The organism is Halomonas sp. AOP25-F1-15 (genome assembly GCF_052378675.1).
GTDB lineage: Bacteria > Pseudomonadota > Gammaproteobacteria > Pseudomonadales > Halomonadaceae > Vreelandella > Vreelandella casei.
Window position 1 is genome coordinate 472,789 of the sequence record NZ_JBQSXV010000002.1, and the last position, 25,466, is coordinate 498,254.

The window sequence follows — 25,466 nt, forward strand, 5'->3', positions numbered from 1 at the left end:
TCCGTTCAGGGGCGAAAAAAATAGCGGCGAAAGTGGCGGCTCAGTAATCTCGAACGCGTTTCTGTTCAACAAATTTATTCAACAACGCGGGGGACGAGATACAGGCCGTTTTCCACTGCCGGAGCACAGCGCTGAAAAGTATCGCGCTGGTTGGTTTCAGTGACTTCGTCGGCGCGCAGCCGCTGGGTCGCATCTAGCGGATGAGATAGCGGTAAAACACCTTCGGTATCAACGCCTTGTAGTTGGTCGACCATGTCCAGAATCCGGCTTAGATCATCTACAAAGCCGCTGGCTTGGTCATCGCTGACGGCGAGTCGGGCTAGGTGGGCAGCCCGGCGCACATGAGATTCTTCAAGCGCCATGATCGGAATTTCCTCATAAACGTAAGGGAACATAATCCGCTTTAAGCGGTATACATACCGATATCAAAAAAACGTCTTGTGTCGCAGACGTGGAAAATAGCCGCAAAAGGTACCACATCTTGGCCTTAACGGGCAGTATTAGGCACGACTCGTGCTTGCTGCCAGGGGGTTGCGGTGATACCGTTTGCATCCGCACAGGGTTCCCGGTCTGCACTAGGTAACGACATCCATGTTTAAACGTTTGAGGGGGCTGTTTTCCAGCGATCTGTCGATCGACTTGGGTACGGCCAATACACTGATTTATGTACGCGGTCGCGGTATCGTGCTTGATGAGCCGTCCGTGGTCGCTATTCGCCAGTCTGGCACTATGCGCAGCGTTGCGGCAGTCGGTACTGATGCCAAGCGAATGTTGGGTCGTACGCCTGGCAATATCACTGCGATCCGTCCGATGAAAGATGGCGTTATCGCCGATTTCACCGTGACCGAGCAAATGCTTCAGCATTTTATCCGCAAAGTGCACCAAAGCACCTTTTTAACCCCTAGCCCGCGTGTGCTGGTGTGCGTTCCTTGCATGTCAACGCAAGTTGAGCGACGGGCGATTCGTGAGTCGGCGGAAGGTGCCGGCGCCCGCGAGGTGTTCTTGATTGAAGAGCCCATGGCGGCAGCGATTGGCGCAGGCCTTCCGGTTGATGAAGCCCAGGGTTCAATGGTGGTGGATATCGGTGGTGGTACCACTGAAATTGCGATTATCTCACTCAATGGCGTGGTCTATTCCGAATCTATTCGGGTGGGTGGCGACCGCTTTGATGAAGCCATTACCGCTTATGTTCGTCGTCACTATGGCAGCTTGATTGGTGAGGCGACGGCCGAGCGCATTAAAGAAGAGATTGGCTGTGCTTATCCGGGTGGCGAACTGCGCGAAATAGACGTGCGCGGACGTAACCTGGCTGAAGGTATTCCACGCAGCTTTACGCTAAATTCTCACGAAACGCTTGAAGCCCTGCAAGAAACCCTTGGCTCCATTGTTTCCGCGGTCAAAAGCGCTCTTGAGCAGTCGCCGCCAGAATTGGCCTCTGATATCGCCGAGCGTGGCTTGGTGTTGACCGGTGGCGGTGCCTTGCTTCGCGATCTGGATAAGCTGATTGCTGAAGAAACAGGGCTGCCGGTGATTGTGGCTGAAGACCCGCTGACGTGCGTTGCGCGCGGTGGTGGTAAAGCGCTGGAAATGATTGATCAGCATACCTTTGAGTTGCTGTCGAGCGACTGATCTCAGCGGTTAATGCGGGGGGATTGCCTATTAAACCGCTGTTTTCGCACGGGCCATTGCCGGGCTACCGGCTGTTTTTTTGCGCGTTGGCCGCCAGTGCTTTGATGTTTGTCGACCATCATTTCACGCGTATGGAGCAGGTGCGCGCGCAAATGTCGATGGTTGTGGCGCCTGTTCAATGGATCGTTAGTGTGCCTAGCGATCTATTGAACTGGGGCTCGCTTGCGCTCTCCGATCAGCAGGCGCTGGTGGACGAAAACCGTCGTCTGCGCGAGCAAATCCTAACGCTTTCCCATCGCGGTCAGCGTATGGCTAACCTGACGGCAGAAAATAGCGAATTACGTGATTTGCTCAATGCCGCCGAGCGACGTGACATTCCCTATATCACCGCCGAGTTGTTGTCGTTGGATAACGATCCCTTCAGCCATCAAATGGTGGTTAATCGCGGGCACCGCAACGGTGCCTACGTGGGACAGCCTGTCATCGATGCATCGGGTTTAGTCGGCCAAATTACGGCGGTTTCGGCTTACTCTAGCCGCGTACTGCTATTGGCCGATGCCAGCCATGCTTTGCCTGTGCAGCTAAATCGCAACGGTCTGCGCTTTATTGTGCAGGGTGCCGGGCGCTACAGCAGCGTCAATGTAATGCACGTGCCGGATACTGCAGACATTCGTGAGGGTGATCTGCTAACCACGTCAGGCCTGGCCGGGCGCTTTCCTCCCGGGTATCCCGTAGCCCGAGTGACCGAGGTCTATCATGATCCGGGTCAACCTTTTGCACGCGTAACGGCTGAGCCAATGGCGCAGTTGCAGCGCTCGCGCCACTTCTTGCTACTTTTTCCACCTCCCCAGCAAGAGATTGACGAACATGCATGGGATGAGACGTTGGATATTTCCGCAGCAGCGCTGCGCTCTTCGCTTCAACTATCCAATCCCGATCAAAATGTATCATCCCAAGAGGTGCCCTGATGGCCCGCGCACCGATTGTTCCGCTGTTGTTTGTTTGGCTAAGCCTGTTATTAGCATTGTGCCTTCAAGTAATGCCGCTGGCCGATGGCTGGCAGGTATATCGCCCTGAATGGCTGGGCCTGATGCTGGTCTACTGGTGTATGCGCACGCCCGATAGAGTCGGCGTTTTTCACGGCTTTGTGCTGGGTATCTTGATGGATTTAATAGAAGGCACTGCGCTAGGCCAGCATGCGATGGTTTATGCACTGCTGGCTTTTTTATGTGCCTTGGTATACCCCCGATTCCGCGCCTATTCGCTGGTGCAGCAGTCGGCGCTCGTGCTGGTGCTCATTGGTTTAGTGCAGCTTGTTGCGCAATGGTTGCGTACTATCGTGGGCGATTTTTCGATCCATTTGGCCTTTTTGATTCCTTCCTTGATTAGCGCTCTGCTGTGGCCTTGGCTATCCACGATGTTCCAAGCATTGGAACGCCGGTTAGCCGCTTCATGAGCGCTTCAGTGCCGGTCTTGTGCCTGGCCTCCGCTTCGCCGCGTCGGCGTGCTTTGCTGGCCTCCATCGGGGTGCCGGTAACGGTTCATCCCTGTGATATTGATGAAACGCCGCTAACTGGGGAGTCGGCGACGACCTATGTGAGTCGCTTAGCGATTGCCAAAGCAGAGGCGGCTATGTCGCTTACTGACTTGCCAACCTTAGGTTCCGATACCGCTATTGCTGTTGATGGGCGTATTCTAGGTAAGCCGGCGGATGCTCAAGATGGAGCCTCGATGCTGCGCCTATTGTCAGGTCGCTCGCATCAAGTGCTCACGGCAGTAGCCGTGACCGGGCCGGAGGGTATGCTCTCTTGCTGCGTCACCACTCAAGTAACGATGCGCGTAATTAACGAGCAGGAAATCTCTGCCTATTGGCAGACCGGTGAGCCGGCTGATAAAGCGGGAGGCTATGCCATCCAAGGTTTAGCATCGATATTTGTAAAAGAGATTCAAGGCAGCCATTCTGCAGTAGTGGGGCTGCCGCTATTTGAGACGACGAGCTTGCTGCGCCGACAGGGAGTTCCTATTTGGCAGTGCATTTAACGCGCTAAGCATGGATAGATCGGCGCATGTATCGCTAGCAAGGAATACGTCAACCTATAAGGATTTGTGCATGAGCGGTGAAGTTCTCATCAATTTAACGCCAATGGAAACCCGCGTTGCGCTGGTGGAAAATGGCGTTTTGCAAGAGGCACTGATCGAGCGCTCCCGACGGCGTGGCATCGTGGGCAATATCTACAAAGGCAAAGTGGTACGCGTGCTGCCTGGTATGCAGGCTGCTTTTGTCGATATTGGCCTTGAGCGCGCAGCCTTCATTCATGTGCATGAAGTGATGCCGCCCGGCACGCCTCAGGATGAGCAGCAAACGATCGCTCAACTGCTACATGAAGGTCAGGCGCTCGTCGTGCAGGCGACCAAAGATCCTATTGGCAGTAAAGGTGCGCGCTTAACTACACATCTTTCGATCCCTTCGCGCTACTTGGTTTATATGCCTGATTCGCCACACCACGGTGTTTCTCAGCGCATTGAAGATGAGCATGAGCGTGAGCGCTTAAAGGCGCTATTGGATGCCAGTATTAGCGAGCAAACGCTAGAAGTGACGGGTGGATTTATTGTTCGTACGGCGGCCGAAGGTGTGGGCGACGAAGAACTTAAAGGCGATATGAATTTTCTGCTGCGACTATGGCGTAACGTCAGCGAGCGGAAAGTCAGTGCGGCCCCACAAACCGTTATTTATGATGACCTGCCGCTATTCATGCGCACGCTGCGTGATGTGATGCGTGATGACATCGAAAAAGTGCGTATCGATTCGCGTGAAAATTTTGTCAAGCTAGTGGAATTCGCTGAAGAGTTCATGCCCAATGCCGTTGATCGCATTGAATATTATCCTGGCGAGCGGCCCATTTTTGATCTCTATAGCGTCGAAGATGAGATCCAAAAGGCATTGGGTCGTAGGGTGCAGCTGAAGTCTGGTGGTTATCTCGTGATTGACCCGACCGAGGCAATGACCACCATCGATGTTAATACCGGTGGCTATGTCGGCCACCGCAATCTTGAAGAGACTATCTTTAAAACCAACCTGGAGGCGGCAACAGCGATTGCTCGCCAGCTTCGGCTACGCAATTTAGGTGGCATCATCATTATCGACTTTATCGATATGATTGACGTTGAACACCAGCGCCAGGTCTTGCGCGTTTTAGAAAAAGCTTTAGAGCGCGATCATGCTAAAACCAAGTGCACGGGCGTCACAGAGCTTGGGCTTGTTCAGCTTACCCGCAAGCGTACCCGCGAAAGCTTGGAGCAAACGCTCTGTGAAGCTTGCACCACCTGCAGTGGCAGGGGAACGCTGAGAACGCCAGAAACCGTTTGCTACGAAATCTTTCGGGAGATTCTGCGCGAAGAGCGCGCCTACAGTGCTGAAACCTACATGGTGCTTGCCTCGCAGTCAGTCGTTGACCGGTTACTGGATGAGGAGTCAGCGGCGGTGGCAGACCTGGAAACCTTTATCAACAAAACGATTCGCTTTCAGGTTGAACAGCACTATTCCCAAGAGCAGTACGATATCGTGCTGATGTAAATCATGCAGACTCGTTTACTGGTGCATTGGAGCTTGGCGGCCACGGCATGGGTATTGGGCAGCATCGCCGTGCTGCTGCTGTTACTCCGCCTGGTGATGAGCCAGTCCGATGCCTTAACCCCGCGTATTGAAGCGCTGCTTGAAGCGCGTATCGGCGTGCCTGTCACTATCGAGCGCATGTCGCTATCTCTTTCTCGTAATGATCTGCTGTTAAGTCTTGACGGCGTTAATGCGGAGACGCCGGATGGTCAGGCGCTGTTTTCGCTGGACCATGCGGGCTTGCAGCTGGATACATGGGCGTCACTTGCCAATTTAGCGCCGATCTTTAGCGACGCTCGCATTACCGGCACGCAGTTTCATCTTTATCAGGGCGCCGGCGCAGCGTGGCAGTGGCCTGAGCCTGCTAAGCTCCCGCTATTGGCACCTGACCCCGATATGGATCTAGCCACTGTCGACGACTGGACCGGCTTAATTTTGCGCCAACGGCTGTGGGTCGATGACACGCGTGTCGTGTTGCATGGCCGGGAAGATACCGTGCTGCTGCACGCCCAGACCCTGCTGCTGACCGGTGATGAGCGGCGTACTCGGCTTGAAGGTGCTATCAATATTGCACAGTCACTGCAGCAGGCACACGAGATTGCTTTGCCTGCGGCTGAAATAAAGGTCGAAATGCAGCCTGGCCAGCATGGCTTTAGCGACTTTTCGGCTGCTTTGCAGTTGGATATTCAGTTAGATCAATTGGTCGTGCTAGCTGCTATGTTTCGCCCCGATCATATGCCTTATTTAGAGCAGGCGGGTGGCAGTGCGCGGCTGTGGGGACGTTGGAGCGCCGGGCGTCTTGAAGAGGCGAGGGTTTCTGTCAAAGTTCCTGAACTGACGCTGCGCCATGACGTTCAGTACGCGGTATTAAGGGATATTAAAACCAGCGGTTTGTGGCAGCGCGACGGTGATGGCGGTGAGGCATGGCTAAGTGGCGATGCGGACAGGGTCGAGTGGGCGCAGCCGCCTGGTGCTAGCGTTGGACCCGCCTTGCCGAGACATTGGCATGCCACGCATCAGCCAGGTCGGTGGGAAGTGCGCACCAGTGCCTTTGAACTCGCATCGCTTACTGCTTGGCGTGACTATGTCTTGCTGCCCGAATCGTTGACGCGCGTTTTGCAAACGCTTTCGCCGCGCGGTCAGGTGCAGGGGCTGCAGGTGGGGCAGCAGGATGGTCGTTGGGGAGTAGACGCCGCCCTTAGCGATGTCGAAGTATCGCCTTGGGAGCAGGTGCCCGGCGGCGGCCCGCTTGATGCCTGGGTTCAAGCGCGTGACTTTCGCGGTCGTGTGCAGTTTAGTAGTGACGGCGACAGCACCCTTTATTTCCCCGAGTTTTTTGCCGCTCCCATGCAGTTGCAAAGCGTCGAAGGAGAGGTTGAGTGGGTATACGACGGCCCTAACACGATGGTTAGCGGCAAGCAGCTAAACGTTGAGTGGGATGGGGCTCAGGTGTCGGGTGGCTTCGGATTGGTCAGCGGTAATCAGCGCGGCCATTTTGGTTTAGACCTTGATTTTAGCGATGTGGATGCCCTTGAACGCCCGTTGGCTCAATGGCTGCCGCTAAGTGTTATGGATAATGAGCTTCAGGACTGGCTGCTTGATGATATTGGCGGCTACGTGACCGAAGGATCATTACAGCTGAGTTTGCCGATTGGTGAAACCGTCGGCGCTGATGACTTTACCGCGACGCTAGCGCTGGCCGTTACCCAAGGACATTTGCCCATTGCGCCCGGCTGGCCGCGCCTTGACGATATTGAGGGCCGCCTCAAGTGGCAGGATAAAGTGCTAAAAGCGGAGATAGAGCGTGCCCAGAGCCATGGCGTGGCAGCTTCCAAGGGCGAGCTGGTAATGGAAAATGAGACGCTTAAGCTCTCCGGGGAATTACAGTCGGAAGGCTCGGCGCTTATGTCGTTTCTTCAGGCCATGCCTGATATTGATCTTTCGCAGCTGAGTGATTTGCGGATAACCGGTGACGTCGATGGCGATATTGCGCTTTCGCTGCCGCTGAAAACGCCCGAGACACTTCAGCTAGAAATCAATGCGCAGCCACGCTTCTCTGAGATTGTTTATCTACCGCTGGGGGTGCGTCTCCGGTCGGTCGAAGGGGGTCTACGCTGGTTACAAAATGGCGAAAACGGAGGGCTGGTTGGCACGGCGAGTGGCCAAGTCTTGGGCGGTGAAATAAACGCCGATATTGATACGCTGGGCGACGGGATTCAACTGCAAGGTAGCGTTGCGACGGCGGCACTTTTCGGTTTGGCTGGGTTAGACGATAGCCAGGGGCGCTTGCCGCTAGAGGGACAGCTACAGTGGCAGGGCCACGTTGGCCTGTTGCCCACACCGACCGTGAGAGTGGAAAGTCGTTTAGTCGGCGTTACTAGCCACCTACCTGAACCCTTTGCAAAAACGTCACAGCAGCCCTGGCCATGGGTGTTAACCGCGGATATCGATTCCGGACGCATTGAAAGCCGCTTAGCTGATATTTTCTCTGCGCGAGGGCTGTTCGGTCATCAAGCGCTGGCCGGCACGATGCATCTGGGCAGTGCCGCAGAGCAAGTGCCTGCTTGGCCAGCTCAGCCTGGGATAAATCTCGTTGCGAATGTGCCGCGTATTGATCCACTGGCGTGGCAGCAGGCTATTAAGCCAATGATGGCGCTAAGCGCATCTCAACCGAGTGGCGCAGATAGCCAAATGCCGCTGAATGTCTCGCTAACAACGCCCTGTGTGGTTTATCAGGCGGAATGTTTAGGCAATGTCAACGCGTCAGGTAGTGTCAGCGGCGGCCAGGTCGATCTTGATGTGGGCGGTAATCTAGTCACCGGGCATTTGCTGTACAATGGTGATTCGCCGCAGCCGCTGGATATTGCGATTGATGGCATTGCGCTAGACCGTTTGTTGAAACTCGCTAATGTCGAGCATGACAGCGAGACGCCAGCACCCGATTCCTGGTGGCAGGCGGTTGAGACCCAGCGCAAGCCGCCGACGGTGATTCCCGAGTGGCTGGCCGATGTGCCGAATGGCCGTTTACGCTTAGCAGAGATTGCCATGGGCACGCGTCGCTTTGGTCCGTTGACCGCGTATTGGCAAACCGACGGGCAGCGGTTTTCGCTGACCCCAGTCGGTCTCACCATGGGGCAGCTTTCCGCTCGTGGCGAGCTTCACTGGGAAGGAGATTCAACCACCAGCCACACTTGGGCGGATATCTCTATTCAAGGTGGAGACATCGGCACGGCGCTTGAGCGGCTTGATCAGCCTGTGGTGATGCGTAGCCGCAGTACCGACGTAAAAGCATCGCTGAACTGGCCGGGAGCGCCTTGGCAACTCGATTTGCGCAATGCCGATGGCTCCCTAAGCACAGATATGCGTGATGGCCGTTTTGCCACCCTAGAATCTGCGCCTGCGCGTTTAATCGGACTGCTCAATTTCGATAATATTTTACGCCGCATACGCTTAGATTTTTCTGACGTTACCGGCCAAGGCACGGCGTTTGACCGTGTCAATGGTACTGCCGATGTCACCGGTGGACTGCTAACGCTGCGAGGGCCATTGGAAATTGATGCCCCGGCTACCACCTTAACGCTTACCGGCAATGTCGACCTGGTTACGCGTGAACTTGATCAGCGGCTTGGCGTCACACTGCCAGTGACACAAAGTTTACCTATCGCGGCAATTGCTGTCGGTGCGCCCATTGTTGGCGGTGCGCTATTCATCGCAGACAAGCTTTTTGGTGACGCGCTAGATCGGGTCACGACACTTCATTATCGCGTGCGAGGCCCTTGGACTTCGCCGCAGGTTACTTTAGAGGGCCCCCTATGACCGTATATAAAAGTGATATAGACACGGCTGCCGCCATTTTGTTGACACCCGGGGGGCTGGATTTAGATGCTCTGGAAACCGGGCTTGGCTACGCGATGGGCGCGGGCATAGACTACGCCGATCTGTATTTTCAGCGTACTTGGCAAGAAGGCTGGGTATTAGAAGATGGCGAAGTAAAAGAAGCCAGCTACAGCATTGATGGTGGGGTTGGCGTGCGCTCATTGGCGGGTGAAAAAACCGGCTTTGCCTACTCAAATCAAATTACCGCCGATGCGCTAATGGATACTGGCCGCACCGCGGCAGGCATTGTGCGCAGCGGTAAGCGCCTACCTGGGCAACTGGTCCGCCCGGTGTCTGCTATGTCACGCTATGTCGGGATTGATCCATTGGCAGGTCTGAGCGCGGAAGATAAGGTGGCCATGCTCAAGCAGGCCGATTGCGTGGCGCGTGCAGCGGACCCGAGCATTAGCCAAGTGAGTGCCTCTCTCTCCGGTACCTATGAAGTCGTATTGGTGCGTGCCAGCGATGGCACTCTGGCGGCGGATATTCGCCCGTTGGTTCGCTTTAACGTTAGCGTTATTGCCGTTAAAAATGGTCGTCGTGAGCGCGGCAGCGCGGGCGGCGGTGGCCGTTATTCAATGGCAAAGCTGCGTGATGAGCAGGTGGCGGAGCGCTATGCTAAAGAAGCTGTGCGTCAGGCGCTGGTGAACCTCGAAGCCGTTGATGCGCCCGCGGGTCAAATGCCCGTGGTTTTGGCGTCAGGATGGCCGGGTATTTTGCTGCATGAAGCCGTGGGCCACGGTCTTGAAGGGGATTTTAACCGTAAGGGAAGCTCCGCTTTTTCGGGGCAGATGGGCAAGCGGGTCGCCGCGAAGGGCGTCAATATTGTAGATGATGCGACGCTAGCCGATTGTCGTGGCTCAATGAGTATCGATGATGAGGGTACACCTGGCCAATACACGCCGCTTATCGAAGACGGTATTTTGACCGGTTACATGCAGGACAAGCTCAATGCTCGCTTGATGGGAATGGCGCCGACAGGAAATGCTCGGCGCGAGTCATTTGCTCACATGCCGATGCCGCGAATGACCAATACCGTCATGCTGGCTGGTCAGGATGAGCCTAGTGACATTATCAAAAGCGTAAAACGTGGCATTTACGCAGTAAGTTTTGCGGGTGGCCAGGTTGATATAACGTCGGGTAAGTTCGTATTTTCCGCCAGTGAAGCTTACTTAATTGAAGATGGCAAAGTGACTGTGCCGGTCAAAGGCGCAACGCTTATTGGCAATGGCCCTGAGGCGATGGGGCGCGTTTCGATGATCGGTCACGATATGGCCCTTGATACCGGGATTGGTGTGTGCGGTAAAGAAGGACAAGGGGTGCCGGTCGGTGTTGGTCAGCCCACCCTCAAGTTGGATGAGCTGACGGTCGGCGGTACTCATTCGTAAGCGCTGTCTTACGCTCGGGCTTAAAGTGCCAGGGTTTCGCGCAGGTGTTTGAAGAGCTTGCGCGAGCTCGTTGGCGGCTTGCCCTCTTCGCGTTCTCGCTGGGCATTGCGAATGAGCTGACGCAGCGTTTGACGATCGGCGTCGGGGTGTTCAGTCATGAACAGATCGACAGCCTCATCGCCCTCGTCAATTAAGCGTTCGCGCCATTTTTCGAGGCGATGAAAGGCGTGATCGCGCTGCTCTTGTTCCTGATCAATGGAATCGAATACGCCTTGAATGGCAGTGAGATCTTCTTTACGAATTAATTTGCCAACGTACTGCATATGACGTCGGCGACCTTCATGAGAACGAATGCGTGCGGTTTCTTCAATTGCGCGCAGCATATCGTCAGAGAGGGGGAAACGGGCGCGTTCTGCTGGTCGCATAGCGATCAATGTTTCCCCAAGTGCCTGTAAGGCATGCATTTCGCGTTTGAGTTGCGACTTGCTAGGGCGTTCTTCCTGTTCTTCTACTTCAACTGGATCGGGACGTTGCTTACGCATAATGTGACTCACAGACAAGATTCGTTGCGGCATTATACCAGCTGCGAGTACAACATTGATTCGCCAAAGACATTCTATTGAGAGAGATTCGGCGAAAAAGGAGGCCATATGGCACAGGCATTTGATGCATCCGCGCAGCAGTCGCTACTCACCGCGCGGGCCGAAGAGGCGCTAGCGTTGGCAAAACGTATGGGCGCAGATGCCGCCGAAGTGGGCGCAAGCGTGGATCAGGGTATAGGCGTGAGCGTGCGTCTGGGCGAAGTTGAGACGGTTGAGCTATCCCGAGACCAGGGTATTGCCGTGACGCTTTACGTAGGACAGCGTAAGGGTAGCGCTTCATCTACAGATGCCAGCAGCGCGTCGATTCAGGCCGCCGTAGAGAAAGCGTTGGCGATTGCTCGATATACCGGTGAAGATCCCGCCGCAGGGCTAGCCGATGCGGCGCTGATGGCAAGCGAGCTGCCCGATTTGAAAGTGCACTATCCTTGGGCGCTTACCACGGATGAAGCGATTGAATTAGCGCTTGCCTGCGAGCAGGCGGGGCGTGACGTGGAAGGTATTTCTCAGTCGGATGGTGCCTCGCTGTCCAGCGGTGAAGGGGTGCGCGTTTATGCCAATAGCCATGGTTTTTTAGGCACTCAAAAAGGCAGTAGCCATTCACTATCATGCATGCTGATTGCTCAAGATGACGGCGGCATGCAGCGTGACTACGACTATACCTCTGCGCGTGATCCCAGAGCACTGCGTGACCCCGCTGACGTGGGGCGTGAAGCCGCCGCACGCACGCTGCGTAGGCTGGGTGCTCAGCGTCCGCCCACGGGGACCTTTCCAGTGCTGTTTGATCCGTCGTTATCCGGTGGTTTGATCGGGCATTTGTTGGGCGGTATCGCCGGTGGAGCGTTGTATCGCCAGTCATCTTTTTTATGTGATCGGCTTGGTACTGTGCTCTTTCCTGACTGGTTTAGCCTTGAAGAGCGACCCATGGAAGTGGGCGCTACCGCGAGCTCACCGTTTGATGGCGAAGGGGTGCAAACGCGCAATAATCGCTTTATCGATGAGGGGCGTATCGAAAGCTATATGCTGTCTTCCTACAGCGCTAGGCGGATGGGTATGCAGACCACGGGCAATGCTGGTGGGGCGCGCAATGTACGCCTGACAGCACCGCTGAAGCCTCGCGAAGCACTGCTGCAAGAGATGGGGAAAGGTATTTGGGTGACGGAGCTGATGGGCCAGGGCGTTAATGGCGTTACCGGCGATTACTCCCGTGGGGCGGCCGGCTTTTGGGTCGAGAACGGTAAGGTTCAATACCCGATCGAAGAGTTTACGATCGCTGGTAATCTGGAGCGGATGTTCGCGGGCCTAGTGGGCATTGGTGATGATACCGATACCCGTGGCAGCGTGCACACGGGTAGCTGGTTGATTGATGCGATGACAGTAGCCGGTAACTAATCGGCGTAAATGGCTACTGATCTTCCTCAAAGCGAGCCTCGAACAGCGCTTGAATCGCATCAAGCGCCTGTTCTGCGTCGTCGCCCTCGGCGTGTATAGCTAGCTCAGTACCGCACGGGGCGGCGAGCATTAATAACGACATAATATTAGCGGCATCGGCAGCCTGCTGCTGCTTATAGACACGTATATTAGCCGTGAACTGTTGGCCGCATTTAACTAGTTTCGTCGCCGCGCGGGCATGTAGTCCGCGTTGATTGGTGAGTGTGAGTGTTCTTTCTGGCACCCTGGTTCCTTTTCGCCGAGTGGTGTCATTAATCAATAGACGTGCTTAAGTCGTTGGTAATTGATCGCTGGTCGAGGAGAGACTGGTCAACGGCGTTGGGGGCTGTTCGCTCAGCGTATATTGCAGGCCTAGCTCTCGGTGGCGCAATTGAACTTCGCCCACACGAGCCGCTAAGCTTTTTGCTAGCTGCTCCACCATATAGACAGAGCGATGTTGACCACCGGTGCAGCCAATAGCAACGGTCATGTAGCTACGTTGGCTATTCTGATAAGCCGGTAACCAGCGCTCAAGCCATGCCTGGATATCGTTACTCATGGCATCCACAACGGGATAGCCTTTTAAGAAGGCAACGATGTTGGCGTCACGGCCTGTCGATTGTCGCAGCGTTGGGTCCCAGTAAGGATTGGGCAGGCAGCGCACGTCGAAGACGAGGTCAGCATCCAAGGGTACCCCACGCTTATAACCGAACGATTCAAACGTCAACGTCAACTGGTCGCACTGCTGGTGAGCCACCTGGTCAGTAATCCGGCGGCGTAGGTCGTGTACTGACAGTCGCGATGTGTCGATCAATAGATCGGCTAGATCACGTATGTCATGCAGGGTCTCTTCTTCTTTATTGATAGCCTCTTCAAGGGTCATTTCACTATTGCGCGTCAACGGATGTCGGCGGCGTGTGGCGGAGTAACGCTCTAGAAGAATTCGGGCATCAGTGGTTAGGTAGATAACTTGGAAATCAATGGTGCGCTGGCGCAACTCTTGTAATAGCGAGGGCAGGCGTTCAAGAGCCCCCGGTAAGTTGCGTGCATCAATGCTGACCGCCAGATGGGTACGATCACTCTGGTCGCGTAATTCGTCGACCAGTGACCCCAGCAGCATGACGGGAAGGTTATCAATCGCGTAGTAGCCTAGGTCTTCCAACGCCTGTAAGGCGATAGATTTGCCAGACCCAGAACGACCGCTAATGATGACCAGTTGCATAGAGTTTCTCTTCGCGTTAATCCAACGGCTTAAATAGGGACTTGATGGTCATTGATTGTCGCTTAATCCGCTGAATGCTCACGAATTTTAGCTGTAATGAGGTCGAGTAGTTCGCGCTGACTGCCTGCTTTGCGTAGCCGCTGGCGAGTATCCGCATCATTCATGATGGTGGCTACTTGGCCTAGCAAAGAGAGGTGTGTGTCATCCGCTTGTTCCGGTACGAGCAGCACAAACACTAGATCAACGGGGTCGCCGTCGATAGCATCAAAATCAATCGCTTCTGAGAGTTTTAAAAAACCAGCAATAGGCGTAGAGCAGTGAGGGCTGCGGGCATGTGGAATAGCCACGCCGTTACCAATCCCTGTGCTACCTAAGCGTTCTCGGCCGATTAAGCGACTGAACACTTCTTGGCTATCTAAACTGGGCGTATTTTGGGCGATAAAGGTGCTGAAAAATTCCAGCACCCTTTTTTTGCTGCCCCCAGGGACGTCGAAAAGAACGCGCTCTGGGGGGAGTATGGTTTCCAACGTCATTGAATTAACGCACACCTGCGCCTTGGGCGCGAGCTTGTGCTTTTTCCTTATGTTTAACGAGTTGACGATCAATTTTGTCCGCTAGCGCATCGATAGCGGCATACATATCACTGTCTAGGGCTTCTGCATGTAAGTCAGCGCCTGCTGCATGCAGTGTGCAGGCTGCCTGTTGGCGTTCTTTCTCCACCGATAGGGTGACCTGCACAGTGGTTATATTGTCGTAATGACGCTCAACACGTTCAAGCTTTTCATTAACATAGTCACGCAAGGCGTCAGTCAGTTCTACGTGATGACCAGTGATATTTACTTGCATTGACGTACTCCTTATCTATCGGACTGTACTTAGGAACCGTGCTTAGGAACCGTACTTAGGGACTGTACTTAGTACTTAGATATGTAGCCCTTTTGATTGTAACCCTTTTTGCCCCGTTGCAAAGCCCTTGTCGAGAGTTTCGCTGCAACCTGGCAGATCCTAGCGCAAACGGCGCCGCTCACTGGAAGAGGGAATGCCCATGGCTTCACGATATTTGGCTACCGTACGCCTTGCAACTTGAATGCCACCTTCTTCTAATAATGTCACTAAGCGGCTATCAGAAAGCGGTTTGCTGGGCGCTTCTTCGTGAACCAGCTTTTTCAGGCGGGCGCGGATCGCGGTACTGGAGTGGCTGTCGCCATCCTGGCCACTCACTTGGCTAGAGAAAAAGTATTTCAGCTCGAACACGCCACGCGGCGTATGAATATATTTCTGCGTTGTCACCCGTGAAATCGTTGATTCATGCATTTCAACGGCTGCGGCTATATCGGCCAAAATCAGCGGTTTCATGGATTCTTCGCCATGTTCGAGAAAGCCGATTTGACGGGTAATGATTTCACGGCCCACTCGCAGCAGCGTGTCGTTACGACTCGAAAGGCTTTTAATTAACCAGCGCGCTTCCTGCAGGTGTTCTTTCAAAAACTGATTATCCTGACTTTTGTCCGCACGCTTTATCAGGCTGGCGTAATCAGGTTGGATTCTTAACCGAGGCAGGGCGTCCTGATTGAGCTCTAAATGCCAGCCTTCATTATCATGACGCACCACCAGGTCGGGCGTGATGTAGCTGTCGTTGGTCACGCCATAAGCGCTGCCTGGGCGTGGATCTAGGCTGCGAATTAGCTGGATGACATCGGCTAGCTGCTCGTCATCGAGTCCTAAGCGTCGCTTGAGTAAGCGCATGTCATCTTTGCTGAGCGCTTCAAGAAACTGACGCACTAGCCTACGAGCAGGCACTAGCAGTGGCGTATCATCTGGCAGGGCGGCGAGCTGCAGCATCAAGCATTCACGCAGGTCGCGGGCAAAAATACCGGTGGGCTCGAATTGCTGCAGTTTTAATAATGTCGTTTCGACTTCGCGCTGGCTAAGGCTATCAATGCCCTGGGCGCGTAGCCCTTCACGAATATCATTAAGCGGCTGGGTCAAATAGCCGTTGGCATCTAGTGCATCAATGAGGCTCTCGGAAACCAGCTGTTCACGCACACTAAAATCGGTCATGGCGAGTTGCCACAATAGGTGGCCATGAAGGCTCTGTTCGGCAGCCTGGCGCTCAAAATCAGGGCCCTCGCTGCTGCTGCCAGTGCCGCCAATGTCTTGATAGGTGTCCGACCAGTCGCTATCAACGGAAAGCTCGGTGGGAATGCTCTCTGACCACTCCTCCTCTTTAGGCTCGCTTACGGCCTCTTCACCGAACTCATCTTCCTGTTCCAGCATGGGGTTGGCATCTAAGGCCTGCTGAATTTCCTGACGAAGATCCAGAGTCGATAGCTGCAGCAGGGCGATAGCCTGCTGCAGCTGAGGTGTCATGGTCAGCTGTGTCCCAATGCGCAGTTGAAGAGAAGCTTTCATGACCATTTGAGAACCACTCGTTAATCGGAATGCTTTACCCTAGTGCGAGTGGGAGCTGGGTGCAAGTGCAATAAGCATGCCATTGGTAGTTAAAGCGTTATAAGGCGGGATTTATGGGCAAAAATAAGCCTACAGACGAAAATCTGCGCCCAGATAAACATCCCTGACTTGCTGGTTAGTGAGGATAGATGCCGGGGGGCCGCTGGCGATGATATGGCCATCGCCGACAATATAAGCGATATCGCAAATGTCCAGCGTTTCACGGACGTTATGGTCGGTAATCAGAACGCCAATGTGGCGCTGTTTCAGCGCGCGAATGATGGTTTTAATCTCGCCCACTGAAATGGGGTCAACCCCGGCAAAGGGCTCATCTAGCAAGATGAAGGCGGGTTCGGTCGCTAGCGAGCGGGCAATTTCTACACGGCGACGCTCTCCCCCTGAGAGGCTCATGCCTAGGTTGTCGCGAATATGGGTGATATGGAAATCTTCAAGCAGAGCCTCCAGGCGCTCTTCGCGACCTGGGCGGTCGAGCTCTTTGCGCGTTTCTAATATCGCCATAATGTTATCGGCAACCGATAATTTGCGAAAAATAGACGCTTCTTGGGGCAGGTAGCCAATGCCTGCCGCTGCGCGCTCATGCATCGGAGCACGAGTTAAATCTAAGTCGTCAATACCCACTTTGCCGGCGTCAGATTTGACCAGCCCGACAATCATATAAAACGACGTGGTTTTGCCCGCGCCGTTAGGGCCGAGTAAGCCAACGACGCTGCCTTGGGAGATTTCCAAGTTAATATCTTTAACCACTCGGCGGCGTTTGTAACTTTTTGCCAAGTGGTGGGCATATAGTGTTTTTATCGGCGCATTGTCAGCAGTTGCCATCGATAGACTCTCTATTGTTCAGGCTGAATAGTCATGCGTATACGCTGCGGCTCGCTACCTTCAACGTCTGAGCGCGCTTGAATCACTTCACGGTCGATGAAATATTCAAGCCGACCTCCGGTAAATTTGTCGTCCTGCTGTGTCAATTCAGCTTGATCAACGAGCTCCACTCGGCGTTCGGCGACGTGATAAATAATCCGCCGAGCCCAGCCTTCCGTCGGGCCTTCTTGCCCTTCGGCCTGATGGCGCAAATAAGCACGCTCACCGGTCGACGTTGCCCGTGAAAGCTCGCCCGCCTCATTGCGTTGAATTTCCACTCGTTCGCCGCGCAGCTGCATTTCGCCCTGGCGAATATTGACATCCCCGGTGTAGACGGCGGTGCCCGCGCGCTGATCAAGATCTAGGCGGTCGGCTTCGACCTCCACGGGGGCCTGTTGTGAAGACGAGCTGGTTTGGGCTGCCGCGGATAGCGGCACGGCAAGCGCAAAAAGGGCGGTGTAGATAAGTGCTTTCATGGCGACTCCTGTTAGCGTTGTGTGGCCGGTGGATGAGTGCCGCGCACACCGTCAGATAAGCGGACCTGGCTATCGTTTAACCATACATCCATATGTGAAGCATTCATTTGCTGGGGCGGCTGTTGCAGTAATACCGGTGCCTCGCTCCATGCATGTTGAGTGAGGCCATCATAGTGCAGTTCTTCAGTATCCAGCTGCCATCCTTCGTCTGGCGCAATAAGTCGCGCGGAGCCGGACATAACGAGGGACTGCGTATTGGTATTAAGCGTGCCCACATCGGCACTGGCTAGCCACTGGCGCTCATCGCTGTCATACAGGGTGGCCTGAGGGCTCTCAGACCAGGTTTCCCCGCTTTGCGGCGTATGGATGAGGCGCGGTGTTTTTAATGACTGCAAGACGTTACCGTTGTCGCCAAACAGAGTGATTTCAGCATCCTCCAGGACGTGCCCTGGCTCTTGGGCCTGCGCTTCTGGGTCGATAGCGGTTTTTTGAGGCCCGCCTGGGCCAAGCCACACCAATAGCACGCCCAAGGCGATAAAAAGCCCTGTTAATCCTAGGCGTGTTTTAAGATGCTTAAGCATTTATGTGCGGCCGTGCAAGTAAGTGTCGAGCACTGCGCTCCAGTGCCCTTGGGCTTCAAGCAGAGTATCGCAAATTTCGCGTACCGCGCCGTGCCCGCCAAGCCGTTCCGTTGTCCAGTCGGCATGAGTGTGCATATAGTCCGGCGCATTGGGGACGGTAATGCCGACACCACAGCGCTTGATAACCGATAGGTCGGGGAGATCATCGCCGCAATAGGCGACTTGCTCTAGCTCTATATCCAAACGCTGGCACAGGCCGCGCAAGGTGGCGAGCTTATCCTCGCAGCCTTGAAAGACATGGTCGATACCCAGCGCTGCGGCACGTTGACTAACCATGGGCGAATCGCGGCCAGTAATCAGCGCGACGTGGATGCCGACTCGCTTAAGCAGCTTTAGACCATGGCCATCCTGAGTATGAAAGGCTTTAATTTCGATGCCGTCAGCCTGAAAGTAAAGTCGACCATCGGTGAGTACGCCATCAACATCTAACGCCAATAGACGAACGCGGCGAAGTCGATCAAGTAGGGCTGCAGATAGGGTCATAAAGCCTCCATTCTTTTAAGAAGTCGCTAAATCTTGCGATAAATACGTTAAATAACGCCGCTAACAAGCAAGTCATGCATATGTAAGGCACCAACCGGGCGCTGTTGTTCATCAACCACCGCGAGTGCGGTAATTCGGCCCTCTTCCATAATGCGTACCGCCTCTGCTGCCAGTATGTCGGGGCCGATACGTTTACCTGGCCGAGTCATGACATCATCGACTAAGACGTCGCGTAAGTTGTGGTATTGATCCAGTGTGCGCCGCAGGTCGCCATCGGTATATACCCCGGCTAAACGACCGTCACTATCAACCACGCAGGTAAAGCCCAGCCCTTGGCGGGTAATTTCCAATAAAGCGTCGCGCAGCGGGCTGCCTAGCGGAATTTGCGGCAAGCGTGCGCCATCGTGCATAAGGTCTCTCACGCGCAGCAACAAGCGCTTGCCTAAGCTGCCACCCGGATGGGAAAGAGCGAAATCTTCTGCCGTAAAGCCTCGGGCTTCCAGCAGTGCTACGGCGAGCGCATCACCCAGCGCTAGGGCGGCAGTGGTCGAGCTAGTGGGGGCGAGATCCAGCGGGCATGCCTCGCGCTCAACGCCGCTATTTAGATGCGCATCAGCATGCTTAGCGAGCGTGGAGCCAGGCCGCCCTGTCATGCTGACCAGCGGCGTACCTAAACGTTTCAGTAGCGGCAGAAGGGCGGTCACTTCGGCCGTTTCGCCTGAGTTAGACAGGGCCAACACAACGTCGGCGCGAGTAATCATGCCCAGGTCGCCGTGACTGGCTTCACCTGGGTGAACAAAGAAGGCGGGTGTGCCGGTGCTGGCTAGGGTGGCGGCAAGCTTGCCGGCTATATGGCCAGATTTACCCATGCCAGTGACCACGACGCGCCCCTGGCAGGCGAGTATAAGCTCGCAGGCGCGGTCAAAGTTTTCATCTAACTTGGCCTGCAGGCCACCAATAGCTGCCTGCTCAATTTGCAGCGTACGTAAGGCACTTTCGCGCAGTAAGCTGAGGGAGGCGAGAGGCTGGCGCATAGCGATATCTCTTGGCGATTGAAAATATAAAAGGCGACAAGCGCTAAGAATAACATCTTGGCAGTGCTAGTAGGCAGTACTTCAGCTGCTATTGGGGCAGATGTGCTGAGATATGCTGTGCTTAATAATCGCAACATCGGTTAGCGTGATAGCGCTTAGTAGAGTTATAGTACGTTGTTCGATAATGTATTAGAACGCTGTTTTTTTAAATGCGGCAGCGGCAAGTGGCGTATAATAGTTAGCCCTAGCCGCGTCGCGCTAAGAGTCAACTGAGCTATGACAGAGACACCCTTCATAGAAATTGAAGATCTTTATTTTTCTCGTGGCGATCACGAGATTTTTCGTGGCGTCAATATGACGATTCCGCGGGGTAAAGTCACTGCTATCATGGGGCCCAGTGGCACCGGCAAGACAACGCTGCTTAAGCTCATAGGTGGCCAGTTGGCGCCGGACCGAGGACGAGTCTTAATTGATGGTCAGGACGTTCATCGCCTCTCACGCAAAGCGCTGTTCACGCTACGTAAACGCATGGGTATGCTGTTTCAAAGTGGTGCGTTATTTTCAGATTTAGACGTGTTTGAAAATGTCGCCTTTCCGCTGCGCGTGCACACCGACTTGCCCGACACGATGGTGCGTGATCTGGTGCTGCTGAAGCTGCAGGCGGTAGGTTTGCGTGGAGCGCGTGAATTAACTCCCGCAGAGCTTTCAGGCGGAATGGCGCGGCGAGTCGCCTTGGCGCGAGCCGTAGCACTAGACCCCGAGCTGGTTTTGTACGATGAGCCTTTCGTTGGTCAGGACCCTATTTCAATGGGCGTTTTGGTTCAGCTGATTAAGCGCCTCAGTCAAGCGCTACAGCTGACCTCTGTCGTGGTCTCGCACGATATTAAAGAAACCTTGAGTATTGCGGACTACCTCTATTTGATCGCTGATGGGCAGGTAGTGGCGCATGGCACGCCGCAAACGCTGGATATCAACCAGGATCCACGGGTTAGTCAATTTGTTCATGGCGAGCCCGACGGTCCCGTGCCGTTTCACTACCCCGCTGAGGCGTTTTATCGCGATATTCTGGGGCAAGCCGCGCTACGACAATAGGCAAAATGTACAAAGGCAGGGTCAATGCAGTCAAAATTCTCAAACGGCACCGCGCGTATTACCCGTCTGGGGCGCAAAGGGTGCGATTTAATGGAAGCCTTAGGCCGCGCTGGCGTGTTTCTTGCCCAGTCGGCAGTCGGCGTTCCCTCTCGGGAGGGGTGGCGGTTATGGGTGCATCAAATGCACTTTGTTGGCGTACTCTCGTTGGCTATTGTGCTGGTGTCAGGGTTGTTTATCGGCATGGTGCTGGCGCTGCAGGGGTACACCATTTTGGTCGATTTTGGCGCTGAGCAAGCGCTGGGTCAAATGGTGGCGCTGTCTCTGCTGCGTGAGCTCGCGCCGGTGGTGGCCGCGCTGTTGTTTGCTGGCCGCGCCGGCTCTGCGTTGACCGCAGAAATTGGATTAATGAAAGCCACTGAGCAGTTAACCAGCATGGAGATGATTGGCGTTGATCCATTGCGCAGAGTCGTGGCGCCACGGCTGTGGGCGGGGTTCGTGTCACTGCCTATTCTGACCGTCGGGTTTAGCGTGGTGGGTATTTGGGGTGGTTATTTAGTCGGCGTTGAGTGGCTAGGCGTGTTTGAAGGCTCCTATTGGAGCAATATGCAGGCTAACGTCGCCTTCGTTAACGATGTTGGCAATGGCGTGATCAAAAGCTTGGTCTTTGCCCTGGTAGTGACGTGGATTGCTGTCTTTCAAGGATATGATCTGGTGCCTACCTCTGAAGGTATCTCACGTGCCACCACGCGCACGGTTGTGTATTCGTCGCTTGCAGTTCTGGGGCTTGATTTTGTGATGACGGCCGTTATGTTTGGCGGCCTTTGATGGGTGGAGTCGTTTCATGAGACGTAGTAAAAGCATGGAGTTTGGTGTTGGCCTGTTTATGATTGCCGGCATTTTGGGCTTGGTATTCCTCGGCTTGCGCGTCAGTGGGCTAACGCTTTCAGCGCCCTCGCAGTCGTTTCAGTTGGAAGCTAACTTTGCCAATATCGGCGGGCTAAAGCCGCGTGCGCGGGTCACCATGGCAGGCGTAACGGTAGGGCGGGTAGAAAGCATTGAGCTAGACCAGCAGTGGTATGATGCCCGCGTGGTATTGAGCTTGAATAGCGAGCTTGAAGGCCAGCTGTCTAGCGACTCCATTGCCTCTATCCTAACCGCAGGTCTTCTGGGTGAGCAGTATATTGGCCTGAGTGTAGGCGGTGATCCTGACATGCTCGAAGACGGCGACTCGATTCGTGACACCCAGTCTGCGCTGGTGCTAGAAGAACTTATTCAACAATTTGTGTCCAATATGGCAAGTAGTTAATGGCAACAAGACGTTAAACGCCGTTCTCATAGGATAACGAGTAGGGAGATTAAAGTGATGAAAAAAGCAAATAACGCCGTTAGCCGTTGGCTTGTCGCAGCCACCATGCTGGTTGCAATGTCGCTACCTTTTCAGGCGCTGGCGCAGTCTCAATCGCCCGAAGATATGATCCGTGACAATATAAGTTCGTTAATGGCGGATCTTGACGGTAGAGAAGACTACTACGCCAATAACTTGAATGAGCTTGAAGCGCTGGTGGATAGCAGCCTCGATCAAGTAGCTGACTTTCGCTATATCGGTGCTAGCGTCATGGGTAACTATTTCCGCAATGCTTCACCGGAGCAGCGTAGTCGCTTTGCCGATGTGTTTCGTCAAACATTGATTGACACCTATACGCGTGGATTGGTGACCTTTGATTATGACGAGCTGCGAGTGCTGGATTCCCAGCAGGCTCAGCGCTACGACGACCAAGCTAGTGTTGCCATGGAAGTAGTTGCCAACAACGGCCAAGTGTATCCCGTGAGCTATAGCCTGAGACTTTCAGGTGGCGAATGGCGTGTGGTCAATGTAATCGTCAATGGCATTAATTTGGGCCTAACATTCCGTAATCAGTTCGACCAGGCGATGCGTGATAATAACCGCGATTATGATGCGGTCATTAATGGGTGGTCGCCCGAAGTAGGCGTTGAAGAGTTGGAACAAGGAGGCGATGCGTGACAGTGCTGTATTCGCACACTGACGTCTCTATTCACGTAGAAACCACGACTCTAAGGGTCATAGGCGACGTAAACGTAGCACTGGCGGCCGATTTGGCCGCCAGTGGCGTTAAGTGGCTGAAAAGCACTGAGCTAGACGCCGTGACGTTTGATTTTAGCGGCGTTGATAAAGCCAGCAGCGTTGCTATTAGCGTGCTGTTTGAATGGCTGCGTATTTGCCAGCAGCGTGCCATCGGCGTTGATGCGATTGATTTGTCTGAGCCGCTTAAGCGGCTAGCGTCATTGGCTGAGTTGGACGATCTAATTGAGAACCCGTCCACGGCGCTAGCCGTTTAACAGTGCGGCATCGCCAAGTGCACCGCTTTTCTTTATTATGTCGACCCGCTTACGCTCATTAATCACGATGACCCCAAAGGAGTTTTCTGCCCCATGCAACCCAACGAGGTAAAAGCACTGCTTGAGTCCCGTATCGACGGATGCCAGTTTCACATCCAGGGTGAAGGCTGTAATTTTCAGGTGATTGCGGTTGGCGAAGCCTTTGACGGCCTTTCTCCGGTCAAACGTCAGCAGTTAGTTTACTCTGCGCTCAGCGACGAAATCGCTTCGGGTGCTCTCCACGCTATTAGCATCAAAACGTTTACTCCGACGCAGTGGCAAACTGCGTCGGAGAACGTTCAATAACGGCATTCCTATGGATAAATTACTCATTACCGGCAACGGGTCGGTAGACGGTGAAGTGTGGGCAAGCGGCGCTAAAAATGCAGCGCTGCCTATTCTGTGTGCCAGCCTGTTGGCCGATGGCCCCGTGATTATTGGTAATCTTCCGCATCTTCAAGATATTACCACCACGCTAGAGCTGCTAGGCCGTATGGGCGTTGAGCCGGTGATGGGCGAAAAGCTGAGCATACAGCTGGATGGTTCGCAGGTTACTCACTGCCACGCGCCTTATGAACTTGTTAAAAAGATGCGTGCCTCCATCCTCGTTTTAGGCCCCTTACTGGCTCACTTTGGCAAGGCCGATGTATCGCTACCCGGCGGCTGTGCGATTGGTTCGCGTCCGGTGGATTTGCACATTCGTGGCTTAGAAGCCATGGGGGCGGAGATACGCGTTGAAGCAGGCTATATCCGTGCGCGTGTCGATGGCCGCCTGAAGGGCGCCACTATATATTTCGATACGGTAACGGTAACCGGCACCGAAAACCTGCTGATGGCTGCCACGTTGGCCGAAGGCAAAACGATTCTCGAAAACGCTGCCCGCGAGCCTGAAATTGTTGATTTGGCGCAGTGCTTGATCAAAATGGGCGCTAAAATCAGCGGCCATGGTACTGATACCATTACTATTGAGGGTGTCGAGAAGCTGCACGGCTGTGAGCACGATGTAATGCCTGATCGTATCGAAACCGGTACTTTCCTGGTCGCTGCTGCTATGACCGGTGGGCGGGTAAAGGTTAAGCGCACCCGGGCGGACATTCTTGACGCCGTTATTGCTAAGTTAGAAGAAGCCGGTGCCGAGGTTACCAGTGGCGATGACTGGATTGCATTGGATATGTATGGTCAGCGCCCCAAGGCCGTTAATATTCGCACGGCGCCTTATCCTGCTTTCCCTACCGACATGCAGGCACAGTTTGTGGCTATGAATGCGGTGGCCGTAGGCAACTCTCGCGTGGTTGAGACCATTTTTGAAAATCGCTTCATGCACGTTCAAGAGCTTAATCGAATGGGCGCTAAGATCGTACTGGAAGGTAATACGGCCTTGATTGAAGGGGTTGAAAAGCTTTCCGGCGCGCCAGTGATGGCCACCGATCTGCGTGCCTCCGCGTCGCTAGTCATCGCGGCGATGATGGCCGAGGGCGAAACGCTGGTAGATCGGATCTACCACATTGATCGTGGCTACGAATGTATCGAAGAGAAAATGCAGCTGCTGGGTGCGCGTATTCGCCGTATTCCAGGTTAAAACCGACGGGCCGACACGATGAGTAAGCAACTGATTTTAGCCCTCTCGAAGGGCCGTATTCTTGAAGAAACGCTGCCACTATTGGCCGATGCGGGTATCACGCCCGCAGAGGATCTAAGCAAAAGCCGCAAGCTGCTATTTGATACCAATCTGCCCGATGTGAAACTGGTAATTCTGCGGGCGACCGACGTGCCAACCTACGTTCAGCTAGGCGCTGCGGACATGGGTATCGCAGGTAAAGATGTGCTGCTTGAACATGGTGCTGAAGGCCTGTATGAGCCGCTAGATCTAGATATTGCTCGCTGCAAATTGATGACGGCTGGGGTTAAGGGCCAGTTGCCTGCTCGCGCCCGGCGTCGTGTGGCGACTAAGTTTGTCAATATAGCTCGCCGTTACTATGCCGAGCAGGGGATTCAGGCTGAGGTGATCAAGCTTTACGGCGCCATGGAGCTTGCGCCCCTGATGAACCTAGCCGATGAGATTGTCGATATCGTCGATACCGGCAATACTCTGCGGGCGAACGGGATGGAGCCGCGTGAGTTCATTGCCCATATCAGTACGCGATTAGTGGTTAATAAAGCGGCCATGACAATGAAGCATGAGCGTATTCAGCCGCTCTTGGCGCGTTTAGAAAGCGCGGTCAAAAAGCGCCAGATAGCACTTGCCGATTGATCTG

At 54.4% G+C, this 25,466-nt stretch carries 28 protein-coding genes; 16 read left to right on the top strand and 12 right to left on the bottom strand.

The window, feature by feature from the left end:
• Positions 1-74 precede the first annotated feature (74 nt).
• On the bottom strand, positions 75-362 hold the full coding sequence (gene gatC / locus ACT3TF_RS05475) for an Asp-tRNA(Asn)/Glu-tRNA(Gln) amidotransferase subunit GatC (protein WP_096282380.1): 288 nt from the start codon (positions 360-362) through the stop codon (positions 75-77).
• Positions 363-591: 229 nt separating this feature from the next.
• On the opposite strand from gatC, the gene ACT3TF_RS05480 reads away from it, so the two are divergent.
• The 7 genes from ACT3TF_RS05480 to tldD all read left to right on the top strand — a co-directional run bounded on the left by ACT3TF_RS05480 (position 592) and on the right by tldD (position 10,506).
• Positions 592-1,629, top strand: coding sequence for a rod shape-determining protein (locus ACT3TF_RS05480; protein ID WP_096280814.1), 1,038 nt, complete (start codon positions 592-594; stop codon positions 1,627-1,629).
• Positions 1,630-1,652: 23 nt separating this feature from the next.
• A complete protein-coding gene (gene mreC / locus ACT3TF_RS05485; RefSeq protein ID WP_096280812.1) occupies positions 1,653-2,597 on the top strand; it encodes a rod shape-determining protein MreC in 945 nt (314 codons plus the stop codon).
• Entirely contained in the window at positions 2,597-3,085 is a 489-nt protein-coding gene (mreD, locus tag ACT3TF_RS05490) for a rod shape-determining protein MreD (RefSeq protein ID WP_096280809.1), read from the top strand. The genes mreC and mreD overlap by 1 nt, the downstream gene beginning before the upstream one ends.
• The gene (locus ACT3TF_RS05495) at positions 3,082-3,669 is read left to right on the top strand and encodes a Maf family protein (RefSeq protein ID WP_441684032.1); all 588 of its coding nucleotides are present in this window, start codon (positions 3,082-3,084) and stop codon (positions 3,667-3,669) included. Before mreD ends, ACT3TF_RS05495 begins: the two co-directional genes overlap by 4 nt.
• Positions 3,670-3,739: 70 nt before the next feature.
• Positions 3,740-5,203, top strand: a complete 1,464-nt coding sequence (rng, locus tag ACT3TF_RS05500) for a ribonuclease G (RefSeq protein ID WP_096280804.1) — start codon at positions 3,740-3,742, stop codon at positions 5,201-5,203.
• 3 nt (positions 5,204-5,206) lie between these two features.
• Positions 5,207-9,058, top strand: coding sequence for a YhdP family phospholipid transporter (locus tag ACT3TF_RS05505; protein WP_444671744.1), 3,852 nt, complete (start codon positions 5,207-5,209; stop codon positions 9,056-9,058).
• Positions 9,055-10,506: a metalloprotease TldD gene (gene tldD, locus ACT3TF_RS05510; RefSeq protein ID WP_444671745.1), complete on the top strand. Its 1,452-nt coding sequence runs from the start codon at positions 9,055-9,057 to the stop codon at positions 10,504-10,506. Before ACT3TF_RS05505 ends, tldD begins: the two co-directional genes overlap by 4 nt.
• A gap of 20 nt (positions 10,507-10,526) precedes the next feature.
• Here tldD and yjgA read toward each other — a convergent pair whose 3' ends face one another.
• Positions 10,527-11,048: a ribosome biogenesis factor YjgA gene (yjgA, locus tag ACT3TF_RS05515; protein ID WP_096280795.1), complete on the bottom strand. Its 522-nt coding sequence runs from the start codon at positions 11,046-11,048 to the stop codon at positions 10,527-10,529.
• Between the two features lie 108 nt (positions 11,049-11,156).
• Between yjgA and pmbA the strand changes: the two genes are divergently transcribed.
• Positions 11,157-12,497 carry a metalloprotease PmbA gene (gene pmbA, locus ACT3TF_RS05520; protein WP_441684038.1) on the top strand — a complete coding sequence of 447 codons (1,341 nt, stop codon included), beginning with the start codon at positions 11,157-11,159 and terminating at the stop codon, positions 12,495-12,497.
• 13 nt (positions 12,498-12,510) lie between these two features.
• Here the strand turns inward: pmbA and ACT3TF_RS05525 are convergent, their stop codons facing one another.
• The 10 genes from ACT3TF_RS05525 to ACT3TF_RS05570 form a co-directional block, all read right to left on the bottom strand.
• Positions 12,511-12,780: an HPr family phosphocarrier protein gene (locus ACT3TF_RS05525; RefSeq protein WP_096280790.1), complete on the bottom strand. Its 270-nt coding sequence runs from the start codon at positions 12,778-12,780 to the stop codon at positions 12,511-12,513.
• Positions 12,781-12,825: 45 nt separating this feature from the next.
• Positions 12,826-13,758, bottom strand: coding sequence for an RNase adapter RapZ (gene rapZ, locus ACT3TF_RS05530; protein ID WP_096280788.1), 933 nt, complete (start codon positions 13,756-13,758; stop codon positions 12,826-12,828).
• A 62-nt stretch (positions 13,759-13,820) separates the two neighbouring features.
• Entirely contained in the window at positions 13,821-14,291 is a 471-nt protein-coding gene (locus ACT3TF_RS05535; protein ID WP_096280785.1) for a PTS sugar transporter subunit IIA, read from the bottom strand.
• 4 nt (positions 14,292-14,295) lie between these two features.
• Positions 14,296-14,604 (bottom strand): ribosome hibernation-promoting factor, HPF/YfiA family, encoded by a 309-nt coding sequence (gene hpf, locus ACT3TF_RS05540; protein ID WP_007114683.1) that lies wholly within the window; start codon positions 14,602-14,604, stop codon positions 14,296-14,298.
• A 159-nt stretch (positions 14,605-14,763) separates the two neighbouring features.
• Positions 14,764-16,176: an RNA polymerase factor sigma-54 gene (locus tag ACT3TF_RS05545; RefSeq protein ID WP_096280782.1), complete on the bottom strand. Its 1,413-nt coding sequence runs from the start codon at positions 16,174-16,176 to the stop codon at positions 14,764-14,766.
• A 123-nt stretch (positions 16,177-16,299) separates the two neighbouring features.
• Positions 16,300-17,049 carry an LPS export ABC transporter ATP-binding protein gene (gene lptB, locus ACT3TF_RS05550; protein WP_096280778.1) on the bottom strand — a complete coding sequence of 250 codons (750 nt, stop codon included), beginning with the start codon at positions 17,047-17,049 and terminating at the stop codon, positions 16,300-16,302.
• An 11-nt stretch (positions 17,050-17,060) separates the two neighbouring features.
• Positions 17,061-17,564, bottom strand: coding sequence for a lipopolysaccharide transport periplasmic protein LptA (lptA, locus tag ACT3TF_RS05555; RefSeq protein WP_096280776.1), 504 nt, complete (start codon positions 17,562-17,564; stop codon positions 17,061-17,063).
• A gap of 11 nt (positions 17,565-17,575) precedes the next feature.
• On the bottom strand, positions 17,576-18,145 hold the full coding sequence (gene lptC / locus ACT3TF_RS05560) for an LPS export ABC transporter periplasmic protein LptC (protein WP_096280773.1): 570 nt from the start codon (positions 18,143-18,145) through the stop codon (positions 17,576-17,578).
• The gene (locus tag ACT3TF_RS05565; protein ID WP_096280771.1) at positions 18,146-18,688 is read right to left on the bottom strand and encodes a KdsC family phosphatase; all 543 of its coding nucleotides are present in this window, start codon (positions 18,686-18,688) and stop codon (positions 18,146-18,148) included. It abuts the gene before it with no gap.
• 47 nt (positions 18,689-18,735) lie between these two features.
• Positions 18,736-19,722 carry a KpsF/GutQ family sugar-phosphate isomerase gene (locus ACT3TF_RS05570; RefSeq protein WP_096280768.1) on the bottom strand — a complete coding sequence of 329 codons (987 nt, stop codon included), beginning with the start codon at positions 19,720-19,722 and terminating at the stop codon, positions 18,736-18,738.
• A gap of 276 nt (positions 19,723-19,998) precedes the next feature.
• On the opposite strand from ACT3TF_RS05570, the gene ACT3TF_RS05575 reads away from it, so the two are divergent.
• From ACT3TF_RS05575 to hisG, 8 genes are all read left to right on the top strand, one after another.
• A complete protein-coding gene (locus ACT3TF_RS05575) occupies positions 19,999-20,814 on the top strand; it encodes an ATP-binding cassette domain-containing protein (protein ID WP_096280765.1) in 816 nt (271 codons plus the stop codon).
• A 24-nt stretch (positions 20,815-20,838) separates the two neighbouring features.
• Complete coding sequence (mlaE, locus tag ACT3TF_RS05580; protein WP_096280762.1) at positions 20,839-21,639, top strand: lipid asymmetry maintenance ABC transporter permease subunit MlaE; 801 nt, start codon at positions 20,839-20,841, stop codon at positions 21,637-21,639.
• Positions 21,640-21,655: 16 nt separating this feature from the next.
• Positions 21,656-22,120 carry an outer membrane lipid asymmetry maintenance protein MlaD gene (gene mlaD / locus ACT3TF_RS05585; RefSeq protein ID WP_096280760.1) on the top strand — a complete coding sequence of 155 codons (465 nt, stop codon included), beginning with the start codon at positions 21,656-21,658 and terminating at the stop codon, positions 22,118-22,120.
• A gap of 57 nt (positions 22,121-22,177) precedes the next feature.
• Positions 22,178-22,837 (top strand): MlaC/ttg2D family ABC transporter substrate-binding protein, encoded by a 660-nt coding sequence (locus tag ACT3TF_RS05590; RefSeq protein WP_096280757.1) that lies wholly within the window; start codon positions 22,178-22,180, stop codon positions 22,835-22,837.
• Positions 22,834-23,172 (top strand): STAS domain-containing protein, encoded by a 339-nt coding sequence (locus ACT3TF_RS05595; protein WP_441684045.1) that lies wholly within the window; start codon positions 22,834-22,836, stop codon positions 23,170-23,172. Before ACT3TF_RS05590 ends, ACT3TF_RS05595 begins: the two co-directional genes overlap by 4 nt.
• 93 nt (positions 23,173-23,265) lie before the next feature.
• Positions 23,266-23,517 (top strand): BolA family protein, encoded by a 252-nt coding sequence (locus ACT3TF_RS05600; protein ID WP_096280750.1) that lies wholly within the window; start codon positions 23,266-23,268, stop codon positions 23,515-23,517.
• A gap of 10 nt (positions 23,518-23,527) precedes the next feature.
• Positions 23,528-24,790: a UDP-N-acetylglucosamine 1-carboxyvinyltransferase gene (murA, locus tag ACT3TF_RS05605; protein WP_444671746.1), complete on the top strand. Its 1,263-nt coding sequence runs from the start codon at positions 23,528-23,530 to the stop codon at positions 24,788-24,790.
• An 18-nt stretch (positions 24,791-24,808) separates the two neighbouring features.
• Positions 24,809-25,462 (top strand): ATP phosphoribosyltransferase, encoded by a 654-nt coding sequence (gene hisG, locus ACT3TF_RS05610; protein WP_444671747.1) that lies wholly within the window; start codon positions 24,809-24,811, stop codon positions 25,460-25,462.
• The last annotated feature ends 4 nt before the right edge of the window (positions 25,463-25,466 follow it).